The sequence below is a fragment of the Nocardioides sp. LS1 genome (assembly GCF_003865225.1).
Taxonomy (GTDB): domain Bacteria; phylum Actinomycetota; class Actinomycetes; order Propionibacteriales; family Nocardioidaceae; genus Nocardioides; species Nocardioides ginsengisegetis.
Window position 1 is genome coordinate 35481 of record NZ_BIFF01000002.1, and the last position, 14882, is coordinate 50362.

Consider the following 14882-nt stretch of genomic DNA (forward strand, 5'->3'; position numbering starts at 1 on the left):
TAGCGGTGGCCGGCATCATCGCGACAGGGCCAGCGTCGACCCGCGCCGGGACTTGCTGACCCGGAGCTGGGTCGGGATCCGGTCGCGCATCTCGGCGACGTGGCTGACCACGCCGACGACACGGCCGCCGTCGCGCAACGAGTCGAGGGTGTCCATGACGTCGTCGAGGGTGTCGGCGTCGAGGGAGCCGAAGCCCTCGTCCACGAAGAGGGTGTCGAGGTCCGCGCCGCCGGCCTCCTGCGTGATCACGTCGGCGAGCCCCAGGGCGAGGGCGAGGGAGACCACGAACGTCTCGCCGCCCGAGAGGGTCGCGGGGTCCCGGGACTCCCCGGACCAGTCGTCGCGGACGAGCAGGCTCAGGCCGCCCCGCGTCTCGCCGGCGCCCCGTCGCCCGGTGTGCTCGAGGGAGTAGCGCTGGTCGCTCATCCGCGCCAGGCGCTCGTTGGCGGCCGCCACGACCTGGGAGAGCCGGAACGCGAGCACGTAGGCCGAGAGCCGCATCTGCAGGCGGTTGTCGGGGGACTTGCCCTCGACGAACGCGGAGAGGCGCGTCGTCACGTCGAGCTCGTGGCGCAGCGGCGCCCAGGCCACGAGCGCGGCCTCGAGCTCGCGAGCCAGGGCGGTGAGCCGCTGGTGGCGGCCGGCCCAGCGGGACTCGAGCGTGCGCCCGTCTCCGAGTGCGGCCAGCGCATCGGCGTGGATGCGCTGGAGCGCGTCGAGGTCGACGGTGTCGGTGGCGAGGAGCTCCTCGGCTCCCGGCTCGTCGAGCAGTGCGGTCACGGCCGCCAGCTTGCGCTCGTGCTCGGTGACCCGGCGGTCGAGAGCGGCGATCTCCTGGACGTCGAGCCGGGCCGCGACCGCGGCCTCGGTGGATGGGAACCCGGACTCCTGGGCCGCCTCCGCGAGGGCCCGGTCGGCGTCGCACCGGGCGTCGGCCGCGATGACGAGGCCCACCAGCGCGTCGGCGGCACGGTGAGCGGTGTCGGCCCGGTCGGCGAGGTCGTCGAGGAGTCGGGTCAGGGAGGAGGCACCCGAGCCGGCCACCAGGTGATCGACCTCGGCACGCAGCGAGCCGGACTCCGCACGGAGTGCGGTGAGGCTGGTCGCGAGGGACTCGGCCCGCAGCTCGGCCTCACGGATCTCCGCCGCGAGGCGTTCGTCGTCGGCCTCGAGCGTGGCGACCGCGTCGAGGCGGGCCGTCGCCTCGCCGGCGCAGGCCCGGAGCCGCTCGAGCCCGGACGCCTCGTCGTCCGCCCGGGCCTGAAGCACCGCGGCCGGGTCGGGGCCGGCCTGCTGGCGGAGCACCGCCAGGCGGGTGCCGAGGTCGCGGACCCGCTCGTCGTGCAGGTGCTCGGTGGCCTTGGCGTCGTCGAGCGCCTTGAGGGCGGCCTTCTCGGCGGCGGCGTCGGGTGCGTCGGGGTGGGAGGTGGCCTTGTGGGGGTGGTCCGCGGAGCCGCAGACCGGGCAGCAGGCGCCCACCGCGAGCGCGCCGGCGATCTCGGCGGCCATCCCGTCCAGTCGGGCCTCGCGCAGGTCCAGCCAGCGCTCGCGCAGCTCCACGGCCGTGGCCGAGGCGACGGCGAGCGCCTGGCGCGCCGCGGCCAGCTGCCCCTCCACGGACAGGAGGTCCCGGTGGGCCCGCAGACGGTCCTGCAGGTCGGCGACCCGCGCCTCGACGGCCGGAGTGGCGGCCGCGGCAGCGGTGGCTTCCTGCGCGGACGCCCGCGCGGCGACCAGGCGCTCGGGGAGTGCGGCCCGCTCGCCTGAAAGGGCGGTCAGCCGCGTCGTCACCGCCGCCTGCTCGCGCTCGGCGCCGACTGCTCGCTCGTCGACCTCGCGCAGCCGCGCCTCGCGGGGCAGGGCGGCGCGCACGGCGGCGGCCTTGTCGAGCGCCTCAGCGGCGGCAGCAGCCAGGGTGTCGGCGTCGACGACGAGCAGCCCGAGCACGTCGCCGGCCCGCTCGGTCGTGGCGTGCGCCAGGGCCTCCGCGCGGACGTGGGCGGCCGTCGCGGTGGTGGCGAGACGGTGCAGCGGGATGACACCGGCGGCGCGCCGCGCGGCGTCGAGAGCGGCCACCGCGCCGGTGTGCTGGTCGGACATCGCATCGAGCCGGTCGCGCTCGGCACGGGCGGCCTCGAGGCGACGACGCCGGTCGACCACGGCGCGGGTCTGTTCGAGGTGGGTGCGGGTCTCCTGCTCGTGACCCGCCGCAACGAGGACAGCAGCGGCGGCCCGGTCGCGGCGCTCGAGGGCGTCGGCCACCAGCGCCGTGGCCCAGGGCTGCAGGTCGGCGACCTCCCAGTCCTCGGGGACCGGCACGTCGGCGGTCTCGCTCAGGCGGCTGACCAGGTCGGCGACACCCTCCCGGGCCGTGTCGGAGGTGCGGCGCAGGGCGATGCGGCGGTCGCGCAGCCAGCCCTCGACCTGCTCGAAGCGGCCGGTGCGGAACAGTTGCTGGAGCAGCTTGTGGCGCTCGTCGGAGCGGGCCCGGAGGAAGGCCTGGAACCGTCCCTGGGGCAGCATGGCGACCTGGGTGAACTGGGTGACGTTCATGCCGACGAGACGGGTCACGAGGTGGCCGGTCTCGTCCAGCCGCGACGACAGCGGCTGCCACTCGCCGTCGACCCGCTCGGACAGGGTGACCGAGGCCTGCTCGGTGGTGAAGCCGCTGCCGCGCTTCTTAGGTCGCTCCCAGGCGGGGGAGCGGACCAGCCGGAACCGGCGCCCCGACAGGGTGGTCTCGAGCGTGACCCGCGGGCGTACGCCGGGCGCAGCCTGGTCGGACCGCAGCCGGCGCGCGGCGTTGCGGTCGCCGGGGACGTCGCCGTAGAGCGCGAAGCAGACCGCGTCGAGGACGCTCGTCTTGCCGGCACCGGTCGCGCCGGAGAGCAGGAAGAGCCCGGCGTCGGAGAGGTGGTCGAAGTCGACGGTGACCGTGTCGGCGAACGGCCCGAAGGCGGTGACCTCGAGCAGGTGGAGGCGCATCAGGCCCCCCGGTCCGGGGAGGCGGGGACGAGGACGTCGAAGTCGGGGTCCTCGCAGCAGGCGTCGACGGCCTGCTGGAGCAGCGCGGACTCCTCCTCGGTGGCTCCGGTGCCGCGCATGTCGCCGACGAAGTCGAGGGCGATCCGGTGGTCGGAGCGGCCCTGGGTGCGGGCCAGGGGCACCTCCGAGCGGTCCCCGGACGCGGGCTCGAAGGAGAGGACGAGGGTGTGCGGAAAGCGCCGACGCAGCTGCTCCATCGCCTGCAGGGGGCGGACGTCGTCGGTGAGGGTGGCCTGCACCCATGACCCCTCGTGGGGGACGTGAGCCGGGTCGGCGAGCAGCTCCGCGAGCGTGCCCCGCAGGCGGGCCAGCGGACGTGGGACGGGCGCGGGGACGAACTCGGCCGACTCGAGACCGTCGGCACCGAGCTCGACCAGCCACGAGCCCTTGACCTGCGTCGCCTCGGAGAAGGAGTAGGCCAGCGGCGAGCCGCTGTAGCGCACCGTGTCGGTGAGCGTGTGGCGCCCGTGCAGGTGGCCGAGGGCGGTGTAGGAGACGCCGTCGAAGACCGACGTCGGGACCATCGAGACGCCACCGACGGAGATGTCGCGCTCGGAGTCGCTGGGCCGGACCTGATCGGGCCCGCCCGCGACGAACGCGTGCGCCAGCACGACCGACCGGGTCGCGGAGGATCGTGTGGCGAGGTCGGCCCGGACCCGCCGCATCGCCTCGGTCAGCGCGGCCTCGTGGGAGCGCGCCGACAGCCCCCACGGCTCACGCACCGCGTCGGGGTCGAGGTAGGGGAGCCCGTGGACCGCGACCGGCCCGTGCCGGTCCTCGAGCAGCACCGGCGTGCCGATGGCGGAGGCGTCCGTGCGGATGAAGACCCCCGCCGCGTCGATCAGCCGCGAGCTGAACCCGAGCCGCTGGGCGGAGTCGTGGTTGCCGCTGGTGATGACGACCCGGGCCCGCGAGGCGGCCAGCCGGGCGAGGGCCTCGTCGGCGAGGCGGACCGCGTCGACGTGGGGCAGCGCCCGGTCGTAGACGTCACCGGCGACCACCACGAGGTCGACCTGCTCCGACTCCACGACGGCGATCAGGTGGTCGACGTACGACGCCTGGTGCTCGAGCATCCCCTCACGGTGGAACGACCGGCCGAGGTGCCAGTCGGAGGTGTGGAGGATGCGCATGCGACCAACCTAGGAACGACCACCGACACTGCGGCGCACCCACGCCGGAGCGACCTCAGGTGTAGCGCACGCAACGCTCCCCGGAGGTGAAGCCGAACAGCGCCAGGCCGGACTCCCGCGCCAGCGCGACCGACAGTGACGTCGGTGCCCCGACGGCCACCAGTGACCCGACGCCCGCGGCGATCGCCTTCTGCACGAGCTCGAAGCCGGCCCGCCCGGAGACGACCAGGACCGCCTCGGCGGGGGAGTCGCCGGCGAGCACCCGGGCACCGGTCACCTTGTCGACGGCGTTGTGCCGGCCCACGTCCTCGCGGACGACCAGGGCCTCGCCCGCGGCGGTGAAGAGCCCCGCCGCGTGCACGCCCCCGGTCCGGGAGAACACCGCCTGCCCGGCCCGCAGCAGCCCGGGCAGCGACCGCACGACGTCGGGTGCGGGCAGCTCCCCGGACCACGGGACGGCGCGCGGCGCGGCCAGCGCCGCGGCGACGCTGTCCTTGCCGCACACCCCGCAGGCCGACGACCCGCTCGACTCGGCGACGTGCCGGTGGCCCGGGTCGTGGAGCGGGGGCGAGTCGAGGGTGACGGTGACGACGTTGAACTCCTGCTCCGGTGCCAGGTCGGCGTCCGTGCAGTAGGCGACACCCTTCACGGACCGGGTGAGGCCCTCGTGGACCAGCCACCCGGTCGCGAGCTCGAAGTCGTGTCCGGGCGTGCGCATGGTGACCCAGACCCGCCTGGCCGGTGCACCCGGCCAGGCGAGCCGGATCTCGAGCGGCTCCTCGGTGACGAGCCGGTCCTCGCGGGCGTGCTCGCCGGTGGGGGTCAGCTCGTGCACGCGGGTCCGGACCGTGGGGCCCGGACGCCGCGCGCGGTCGGGGGTCATGACGCCGGGAACGCCTGTCGGATCGCCAGCCGGCGCTGGAGCTCGTCGGTCGCGTCGACCACCCGGCGACGGACCGAGAGGTCCAGCCCGTCGCTGTCGATGAAGGCCTTCGCGGCCGCCACCGTCTCCTCCGTCAGCGAGGTCGACGGGAAGAAGACCGCGGCCGTGTCGGCCAGCACCCAGCCGCTCCGCTTCTCGACGGTGCCGGGCAGGTCGGCGAAGTAGCGCTCGACGTAGGGCTCGGTGAGGTGCTCCTGGCCCGAGCGCCACATGCCGACGCCGGCGGCCTCCAGCTCGTAGTTGGGTACGTCGACCTCGCCGGTGAACCGGGCCCACGCCCACGCCTTCGCCTCGGCGTCGGGCAGCGAGGCCACGGCCTTGGTGTGCTCGACCCGCGAGCGGGCCGTCGGCTCGGCGTCCAGCGCCGCCTGGAGCTCCTCGCGGTCGGTCTCGCCGAGCACGGCGAGCTGGACCAGGATGCGCCAGCGCAGGTCGAGGTCGAGCCCGATGCCGTCGGGCAGGACCCGGCCCTCGAGCCAGGACCGGAGCTGCCCGGGGTCGGTCGAGGTGGACACGGCGGCCTGGAAGGCCGACAGCTGAAGGGTCGATCCGGCGGCCGCGGAGGTGACCTTGCCCATCGCGGCGTCGTGGATGCGGCGCAGCGCCGAGGCCGGCTCGGGTGCCAGCGGGGCGACCTTCGCGACGGCCCACGGCATCGTGTAGAACACCGCGTCGTCGCTGTCCTCGACCGGCAGGCCGGCCTCGAGCAGGTCGATCACGTCGGCCGGCGCGATCGCGGCGTTGTGGAAGGCGCTGCGCACGTTGTTCCAGACACCCGCGCGCAGGAGGGTGTCGTCGGTCGACGGCAGCAGGCCCTTGAGCGCCGCGACCGTGACGTCGTCGGGCTGGACCAGGGCCCAGGTGTCCTCGTAGGGGTCGAGCAGGAAGGCCGAGTCGCCGGCCTCCACGGGTGTCTCCGGGCCCGTGATGGACAGCGTCGAGGTCTCCCACTTGCCGTCGACCGCGCGCGCGACCCGCAGGGTGTGCGGCCGGTCGGCGGGGTGGTCGGCCGGGGGCGTGCGGCGGACGACACCGGCCGCCCGGTCGAGCACGATCTGGTCCGGCCCGGCGGTGCGCAGCCAGTGGGAGGTGAAGGACGAGAGGTCACCCGCCCCGGCCTGCTCCCAGCTCGCGAACAGGTCGTGCATGGTCGCGTTGCCGAAGCGGTGCTGGGTGAAGTGGTCGATCGCGCCGGCGAAGAACACGTCGTCGCCCAGCGTCGCGTTGAGCTGCTTGAGGATGCTCGAGCCCTTGGCGTAGGAGATGCCGTCGAAGTTCTGCAGCGCCGACAGGGCGTCCTCGGCGCCGTTGCCGGCGACCGGGTGGGTGCTGGGTCGCTGGTCGGCCACGAGTCCCCACTGGCGGCGGGCGTAGGCGTTGTGGGTCCACGCGTCGTCGTACTCCGTGACGTCGGCGGTGACGCGGTTGCCCATGTACTCGGCGAACGACTCGTTGAGCCAGAGGTCGTCCCACCACTTGGGGGTGACGATGTTGCCGAACCACTGGTGGGCCATCTCGTGGGCCACCGTGGTCGCGCGCTGGATGCGGACCCCGCGGGTCACGCGGGAGGAGAAGATCAGCGGGTCGCGGAACGTCACGCAGCCGGGGTTCTCCATGGCGCCGGCGTTGAACTCCGGGACGAACGCCTGGTGGTAGTTGCCGAACGGGTAGCGGATCCCGAACAGCCGGTGGAACTCGTCGAAGCACTGCTTGGTCATCGTGAACAGCTCGTCGGCGTCGGCGTCGAGGTCGCGCGCGATGCTGGCGCGGGCCGACAGGCCCAGCGCGATGCCGTCGTGGTCGTCCGTGACCAGGTGGTAGGGCCCGGCGACCAGCGTCACGAAGTACGTCGACAGCGGCTGGGTCGTCTCGAACTCCCAGGTGCCGGGCTCGACCTGCGTGCCCGGGGCATTGCCGACGACCACCCAGTCGGTGGGTGCGGTGACGAGGAAGGTGTAGGGCGCCTTCAGGTCGGGCTGGTCGAAGCACGGGAAGATGCTGGGTGCGGCGTCCATGAAGCACATGCCGTAGACGTAGTGCTTGCCGTCGGCCGGGTCGACGCTGCGGTGCAGGCCCTCCCCGTCGTTGCGGAAGCGCATGACGGCGTCCACGACCAGCTCGTTGGCGCCGGCGACCGTGTCGAGCGGCAGGCGGCCGCGCACGAGCGTGTCGACGTCGACGGGGGCGCCGTTGAGGCGGATCTCGCGGACCGACACGGGCTTGAGGTCGATGAAGGTGGGGCCGCCCTGCGACTGGAAGCGCACGGTCGTGACCGACCGGAACGTCTCGTCGGAGCTGGCCAGGTCGAGGCGCACGTCGTAGCCGTCCACGGTGAGGAGGTCGAAGCGCGCGAGCGCCTCCGCGTGCTGGAGGCTCTGCGTGGGAGTCGAGGTGGGATTCGTCACGGCGGTCACCCTAGACGCCGACCCGGCCAGTTGGCACCGAGGTATCGGATCCGCAACGGGTCTTGCCATACCCACCTTCGGGGACGCCTCTGGAACCTACGCTCAACAGGGACGAAACTCGGAGGCAACCAAACGGCGGCCGGAGACGTCCACCTTGCAGAGGGCGTGGTGTCACGCCCCACTTTTCGGGAGAAGGGGCGTCCACATGTCGCACTCGTTCAACAGTCGCCGGGGCCGTGGCCTCGCGGCGCTCACCTCGGTGGCGGGCCTGGCCCTCACCACCGCCACCATCGTCGGCTCGCCGGCCGCGCAGTCGGCCCCGCCGGCCGAGGACTGCAAGGCGGCCTTCCCGGTCGCCGACCTCGTCAAGGGTGACGCCGTCACCGCGCTGTCGGTCACCTCGGGCACCGCGCCCGACACGTTCACCGGCACCGTCCTCGGCGTCCTCGACGACGGCATCGCTCCCGACCTCGACATGGTGATGGTCGAGATGGATGCCCCGAGCCCCGACAAGATCGGCGGCATCTGGCAGGGCATGTCGGGTTCGCCCGTCTACGCCGCGGACGGCCGCCTCATCGGCGCCGTCGCCTACGGCCTCTCGTACGGTCCGTCCTGGGTCGCCGGCGTCACGCCGTTCGAGGACATGGACGAGTACCTCAACGCCTCCCGTCCCGCCAGCATCAAGGTCACCGACGCGCAGGCCCGCACCATCGCCCGTCACTCCGACGTGACCCAGGCGCAGGCGGCCGAGGGCTTCAGCCAGCTCAAGATGCCGCTCGGTGTCTCCGGTGTCGGCTCCACCCGCCTGGCCAAGGCCGAGCGGAAGGCCGGCGCCCACAGCTGGATCCCGAAGAACACCTACGCCACCGGCAAGGCCGCGGCCCCCGGTGTCGGCGCGGGTGAGGAGACCGTCGTTGCCGGCGGCAACCTGGCCGCCTCGCTGTCCTACGGCGACATCACCCAGGGCGGCGTGGGCACCGCGACGTCGGTCTGCGGCGGCAAGGTCGTGGGCTTCGGCCACCCGATGACGTTCCTGGGCGAGACGACGTTGAGCCTGCACCCGGCCGACGCGATCTACATCCAGCCCGAGTCGCTCGGTGCGCCGTTCAAGGTCGCCAACCTCGGCGCCCCGGTCGGCACCATCACCGACGACCACCTGACCGGCATCACCGGCAACTTCGGCGCGCTGCCCGACACCACCGACATCACCTCGTCGGTCACGTTCGGCACCCGCTCGCGCACCGGCACCAGCCACGTGTCGGTCAGGGAGGCCAACGCCTCGACGACCTTCTACCAGCTGATCTCCAACAACGACCGCGTCCTGGACTCCTACACCAAGGGCTCCGGGCTCCTGTCCTGGACGATCAACGGCCACCAGGACGACGGCACGCCGTTCTCCTTCTCGGTCAGCGACCGCTACGCCTCGGACTACGACATCTCCTTCGAGTCGTCCTTCGACCTTGCCGACTTCGTCTACTCGCTCAGCAACATCCCGGGCGTCAACATCGACGACGTCAGCGCCACCTCGGAGCTGAACAAGGACAACTCGGTCTACCGGGTCAGCAAGATCCAGCAGAAGGTCGGCGGCGAGTGGGTCACCCTCGACCGCAAGCACCCGGCCGTCGCCAAGGCCGGCTCGCAGCTGAACCTCCGCGCCGTCCTCGACAGCGCCACCGGCGACAAGACGGTCCCGCTCTCGGTCAGCGTGCCGGACTCGGCCGCCGGCAGCCGGGGTCGCCTCGAGGTCCTCGGTGGCCTCTACACCTACTCGCGCAACCAGTACCCCAACACCCTGGGCCAGGCGCAGAAGTACATCGACACCTACGTCCGCAACGACCAGGTGCAGGTGAGCCTCGACCTGTTCAGCCGCAAGGCCGACAAGGAGATCTCCAAGGTCAACACGACCGACGCCCAGGACAAGGTCGTCGCCGGGCGCAAGGCGGTGCGCGTCAAGGTCATGTGACCGCACTGCACGTGAGCACGTCGGCGGGCCGGGAGATTCTCCCGGCCCGTTCGGCGTTCCGGGCGCGTCGCCCTAGTCTGGGGGAGTGGAGGATCGCGTGGAGGAGAAGCAAGCCCTGCTGCGGCTGATCCGGGACTCGGTGATCGGCGAGGACCACGTGATGGAGACGCCGTACGGCGCCCGTCGCGTCACCTACGCCGACTACACCGCCTCGGGCCGCGCGTTGAGCTTCATCGAGGACTTCATCCGCGACGAGGTGCTGACCAGCTACGCCAACACCCACACCGAGTCGAGCGGCACGGGCCTGCAGACCACCCGGCTGCGCGAGGACGCCCGCGCGATCATCCACGAGGCCGTCGGCGGCGACGAGGACACCGTGGTGCTGTTCGCCGGCTCGGGCTGCACGGGCGCGATCGCCAAGCTGATCGGCGTGCTCGGGCTGCGGGTGCCGTCGGTCCTCGAGGACACCCACCACCTCACCGAGCACATCCCGCCCTCGGAGCGACCGGTCGTCTTCATCGGCCCCTACGAGCACCACTCCAACGAGATCCCGTGGCGTGAGTCGATCGCGGACGTCGTCACCATCCACCAGGACGTCGACGGGGGAGTGGACCAGCAGGACCTGCGCGAGCAGCTGGAGAAGTACGCCGACCGGCCGCTGAAGATCGGCTCGTTCTCGGCCGCCTCCAACGTCACCGGCATCGTCTCCGACACGGCCGGCATCTCGACGCTGCTGCACGAGCACGGCGCGCTGAGCTTCTGGGACTTCGCCGCGGCGGCGCCGTACATCGACATCTCGATGCGGGCGGTCGACCCCGACCGCCCGCTGTCCTACAAGGACGCGATCTTCATCTCGCCCCACAAGTTCATCGGCGGCCCGTCCACGCCGGGCGTGCTGGCGGCGCGCCGCGAGCTCTTCGCCAACCGCGTCCCCGACGTCCCCGGGGGCGGCACGGTCGTCTACGTCAACGACGACGACCACCGCTACCTCGACGACCCGACCCACCGCGAGGAGGGCGGGACCCCCGCGATCATCGAGTCGGTCCGCGCGGGGCTGGTCTTCCAGCTCAAGCAGGCCGTCGGCACCGCCACGATCCGCGAGCAGGAGGACCGCCACCTGAAGCGGGCCATCACCGCCTGGCGCGACGACCCGGGCATCGAGCTGCTCGGCAACCTCGACGCCAAGCGGCTCTCGATCGTCTCGTTCATCATCAAGTCGCCGTCGGGCCGCTTCCTGCACCACAACTACGTCGTGGCCCTGCTCAACGACCTCTTCGGCATCCAGTCGCGCGGCGGCTGCTCGTGCGCCGGCCCCTACGGCCACCGGCTGCTCGGCATCGACCTGGAGCGGTCCCACGAGTTCGAGCGCGAGATCACCGGCGGGTGCGAGGGCATCAAGCCGGGCTGGGTCCGCGTCAACTTCAACTACTTCGTCAGCGACGCGGTCGTGGACTACCTCGTCGAGGCGGTCCGGTTGGTCGCGCGCGACGGCTGGCGGCTGCTGGGCGACTACCGCTTCGACGTGGTGACCGGTCGCTGGCGGCACCGCGACGGCGTGGTCACCCCGCCGCTGAGCCTGCACGACATCTCCTACACCGGGGGTGTCGCCTCGATGCCCGCCAACCGCGCCACCGGGGGAGAGGAGCTGCTCGTCGAGCACCTCCGCGAGGGCGCCGCGATCCTGGCCGCGGCCGAGGGGCCCGACCTGAGCGGCCACCCCGCCAACGTCAGCGCCGACTTCGAGCACCTGCGCTGGTTCGACCTGCCGGAGAGTGCGCTCGACTGATGCGGCGACGGGGGCTGGTGGTGGGCGCGGGGGCGCTGTCCGTGGTGCTCCTCGTCGGGGGGTACGTCGCGTGGGACCGCTGGCCGCGCGCGCTGCCGGACCATCCGGGAGGGTTCCGCCTCGCCGGCGCCGGTGAGGTCCTCGTCCCGGTCCCCGAGGACTGGCCGGTCCTGGTCGGCGGGTGCGCCGACCCGTCCGTCCCTGCGCTGGTCTACGAGACCGTCGCCGACCAAGGGACCAAGTGCTACGGCGGGGTGCACCCGCCGGTCTCGACGATCACCGTGCTCGAGCCGCACTCCGGTCTCGAGGACGCCGCCCCCAACGGCCTCCACCCCACGGGGGAGACCGTCGAGGGGCACGCCATCGTCGCGAACGAGACCATCTGCGAGCTCCCGTCGACGCCCGTGTGCACCCAGACATTCGGCCTGCCGGACTTCGACTCCTACTTCACCGTGACGCTGGTGGAGCGTGAGTCGGCCGATGACATGACCGAGCTCCGCACCGGCATGCGCCTGGTCCCGCGCGGGTGGACGACGGTCCCGTTCGTCCAGAACACCTACCCGCCGAGCCCGGTCGACGGGGCGCTCGAGGCAGCCGGCCTGCAGGTGCGGACGACCCAGGAGCCGCACCCCTACGACGCCGGGTCCTTCCTGAGGACCCAACCGCCGCTCGGCACGGCGGTCCGCAGGGGCAGCACCGTGCTGGTGGTGCTGAGCAGCGGCCCGCAGCCCTCCTGAGCCGAGGGGGCTACTTGATCGTGACGGTCTTGCGGAGGGTGGTGCCCACGACGGTGTCGCTGCCGAGGTAGCTGAACCGGACGTTGGTCGGGCCCGCCGGGAGCCCACGCAGCACGCGGGCGGCACGGCCGGATCGGTCCAGGGTCAGCTCGGCGAGCAGGTGGCCGTGGGACACGATCCGGACGACGCCGGCGACGGTCGGGACGCCGGGCGCGCCCAGCGCGACGTGCACCGCGAGGCGGCCGGTCCCGGGACGGCTCGAGCGCAGCACCATCGTCGGCACGGTCTTGACCAGGCCGCTGGGCCGGACGGTCTGCACGAGGTCCTCGTAGCCGGCCCGGGTCAGGGTCAGCGACGCCGAGACGTGGTGGCCGAGGTCGTCGCTGGTGAGGGTGTACGACGTGCCGAGGGCGCCCTCGATCGGGACTCCGTCGCGGAGCCACACCACCGTCGTGTCGGCGACGCCCGGCGACCAGGTGCCCGGGTCGAGGGTGAGCACGTCCCCGAGCCGCGGCGTGCCGCCGAGGGTGGCCGGGTCGCGCACGGTGAAGGTGGCCCTCTGGACCGCGGCGGTCGCCGGCGAGGTGGCGCTCACCGGGTCGTAGCCGGGCTTGGTCGCCGTGACCGTGACCGAGATCGGCAGCCCGACCTGGGCCGGACCCGGGGTGTAGGTGGACTGGGTGACGCCCTCGAGCAGCTGCCCGTCGGCGTACCACTGGTAGGTCAGCTCGGCCGGTGCCGGCTTCCAGGTGCCGCCGCTGGCCACGAGCTCGTGGTCGACCGTGGCCTCGCCGGAGACAGTCGGCGCCGTGAGGCTGCTGATGACGCCGGGCTCGACGTACGACGTCTTGTCGGAGACGACCGAGGTCGTGGGGTAGCCGGGGCGGGTGGCGGTGACCTTGACCGAGATCCGCTTGCCCTGCTGCTCCTGGGCGAGGGTGAGGCTCGGTGCGGTGGCGCCCTCGATCGGGTCGGAGCCGGCCTTCCACTGGTAGGTGTAGGTGGTGTTGCTGCCCTCCGGCGTCCACGAGCCGGGGCTCGCGCTCAGGGCACCGCCGACCTTGGTCACGCCGGTGACGTCGGGCTTGGCGACGTTCTCGAGCCTGACGTCGTTGAAGTGCACGAAGCCGCTGGGCCAGCTGCCGCCACCCCGGGTGATCCGGGCCCAGGAGAAGTCGCCGCCCCAGCTGTCCTGCGACACGATGATCTCGTTGCTGGAGATGACCTGCTCGACGTAGGCGACGTGGCCCGCGGAGCCGGCGGGGCTGGCGTTCTCGCGCCACCAGGCGACCGCGCCCACGGCGGGCACGTCGTCGGTGATGGACTTCATGTAGATGCCCCAGTACTCCGCGTTGCCCCCGCCGCTCCAGGGGCGGCTGTTCGGCAGGCCGCTCTGGACCATCCGGTAGGCCGCGTAGTTGGTGCAGTTGTGGCCGCTGTACATCATCCAGTACATCTGGTCGTTGGCCGCCTGGTAGCCGCTGTTGGAGTAGCCCCGGTCGCGGCAGCCGACGTAGCCGGTGCACAGGATCGAGACCCCGGACGCCTGCCGGGCGGACTGCCGGGAGACGTCGGCGCGCGCCGGCGCGAGCGGCCCGAGGGTCGCCAGCAGCAGCCCGAGGACGAGCCCCAGGATCGGGCCGGCGAGGGCGCGGTGCGGTGCGCGGTGTACGGAGGACACGGATGGGAGCATAGGGACGAAAGTGACGTGAGTGAACAGATTGACGGAATGTCAATCGTGTAATTCGGCGTGTCGCGAAAAAGTCAGGCTGGCGCCCCGGTCGGGCGGGGGAGGTCAGCCCAGCCGGACGAGCATCTTCCCGGTGTTCTGGCCCGTGCCGAGCCCCAGGAACGCCTCGACCGCACGGTCCAGGCCGTCGACGAACGTCTCGCGGTGGACGAGCCTCCCATCGGCCAGCCATCCAGCGGCCTGAGTGAAGAACTCCTTCGCCGCGTCCGCGTGGTCCGAGACGATGAAGCCCCGCAGGGTGAGCCGCTTGCTGACCACCATCATCAGGTTGCGCGGCCCGGGCGTCGGGGCTTCGGCGTCGTAGGTCGCGATCGCGCCGCACGCGGCGATCCGCCCGAAGTCGTTCATGTGGAAGATCGCGCCCTCGAGGTGGTCGCCGCCGACGTTGTCGAAGTAGACGTCGACCGGGCCATGCTCCCTGAGCTGCTGGGCGACCGGCCCGTCGTGGTAGTCGAAGGCCGCGTCGAAGCCGAGCTCGCCGGTCAGCCAGGCGACCTTCTCCGGCGAGCCGGCCGAGCCGATCACCTTGCCGGCGCCGAGCAGGCGCGCGAGCTGGCCCGCGACCGACCCGACGGCCCCGGCGGCACCCGAGACGAAGACGGTGTCGCCCTGCTTCAGCTCGGCGATCCGGGTCAGGCCGACGTACGCCGTGAGCCCGGTCATGCCGAGCACGCCGAGGTAGGCCGACGCCGGGACGCGGGAGGCGTCGACGACCCGGACGGCAGCCGCGGGCAGCAGGGCGTGCTCGCGCCAGCCCGCCTGGTGCAGGACGGTAGCCCCGACCGGGACGGAGTCGTCACCGCTCGCCACGACCTCGCCGACGGCGCCACCGTCGAGGGGGCGGTCCAGCGCGAAGGGCGGGACGTAGGACTTCACGTCGTTCATCCGGCCGCGCATGTAGGGGTCCACCGACATCACGGTGTTGCGGACCAGGACCTCACCGGCCCCGGGGTCCGGCAGGTCGACCTCGACCATCCGGAAGTCGTCCGGCGCCGGGGTGCCAAAGGGACGGGAGGCCAGGTGGATCTCGCGCGTGGAGGTCGTCATGGACCGATCCTGCCAGCCGCGCGAGGCGCGCCCGGGAGGGGTGTCCAGTGGCCCTGTGGAGGTGGGCGACATCACG

At 72.7% G+C, this 14882-nt stretch carries 9 protein-coding genes; 3 read left to right on the forward strand and 6 right to left on the reverse strand.

What is annotated here, in order from left to right; all coding sequences use genetic code 11:
- Positions 1-15: 15 nt before the first annotated feature.
- The 4 genes from EJF31_RS04915 to pepN are packed head-to-tail and all read right to left on the reverse strand — an operon-like array spanning position 16 to position 7523.
- Entirely contained in the window at positions 16-2985 is a 2970-nt protein-coding gene (locus EJF31_RS04915) for an AAA family ATPase (RefSeq protein ID WP_125036021.1), read from the reverse strand.
- The gene (locus EJF31_RS04920) at positions 2985-4175 is read right to left on the reverse strand and encodes an exonuclease SbcCD subunit D (protein WP_125036022.1); all 1191 of its coding nucleotides are present in this window, start codon (positions 4173-4175) and stop codon (positions 2985-2987) included. Before EJF31_RS04920 ends, EJF31_RS04915 begins: the two co-directional genes overlap by 1 nt.
- A 55-nt stretch (positions 4176-4230) precedes the next feature.
- Positions 4231-5058 (reverse strand): formate dehydrogenase accessory sulfurtransferase FdhD, encoded by an 828-nt coding sequence (locus tag EJF31_RS04925; protein ID WP_125036023.1) that lies wholly within the window; start codon positions 5056-5058, stop codon positions 4231-4233.
- On the reverse strand, positions 5055-7523 hold the full coding sequence (pepN, locus tag EJF31_RS04930; protein ID WP_260430627.1) for an aminopeptidase N: 2469 nt from the start codon (positions 7521-7523) through the stop codon (positions 5055-5057). Before pepN ends, EJF31_RS04925 begins: the two co-directional genes overlap by 4 nt.
- A 205-nt stretch (positions 7524-7728) precedes the next feature.
- Between pepN and EJF31_RS04935 the strand changes: the two genes are divergently transcribed.
- The 3 genes from EJF31_RS04935 to EJF31_RS04945 all read left to right on the forward strand — a co-directional run bounded on the left by EJF31_RS04935 (position 7729) and on the right by EJF31_RS04945 (position 12009).
- Positions 7729-9486 carry a SpoIVB peptidase S55 domain-containing protein gene (locus EJF31_RS04935; RefSeq protein WP_125036025.1) on the forward strand — a complete coding sequence of 586 codons (1758 nt, stop codon included), beginning with the start codon at positions 7729-7731 and terminating at the stop codon, positions 9484-9486.
- An 85-nt stretch (positions 9487-9571) separates the two neighbouring features.
- On the forward strand, positions 9572-11272 hold the full coding sequence (locus EJF31_RS04940; protein ID WP_260430628.1) for an aminotransferase class V-fold PLP-dependent enzyme: 1701 nt from the start codon (positions 9572-9574) through the stop codon (positions 11270-11272).
- On the forward strand, positions 11272-12009 hold the full coding sequence (locus EJF31_RS04945; protein ID WP_125036026.1) for a PASTA domain-containing protein: 738 nt from the start codon (positions 11272-11274) through the stop codon (positions 12007-12009). Before EJF31_RS04940 ends, EJF31_RS04945 begins: the two co-directional genes overlap by 1 nt.
- 10 nt (positions 12010-12019) lie before the next feature.
- Here the strand turns inward: EJF31_RS04945 and EJF31_RS04950 are convergent, their stop codons facing one another.
- Positions 12020-13690, reverse strand: a complete 1671-nt coding sequence (locus EJF31_RS04950) for a CHAP domain-containing protein (RefSeq protein ID WP_125036027.1) — start codon at positions 13688-13690, stop codon at positions 12020-12022.
- A gap of 114 nt (positions 13691-13804) precedes the next feature.
- Positions 13805-14806 (reverse strand): NADP-dependent oxidoreductase, encoded by a 1002-nt coding sequence (locus tag EJF31_RS04955; RefSeq protein ID WP_125036028.1) that lies wholly within the window; start codon positions 14804-14806, stop codon positions 13805-13807.
- Positions 14807-14882 lie beyond the last annotated feature (76 nt).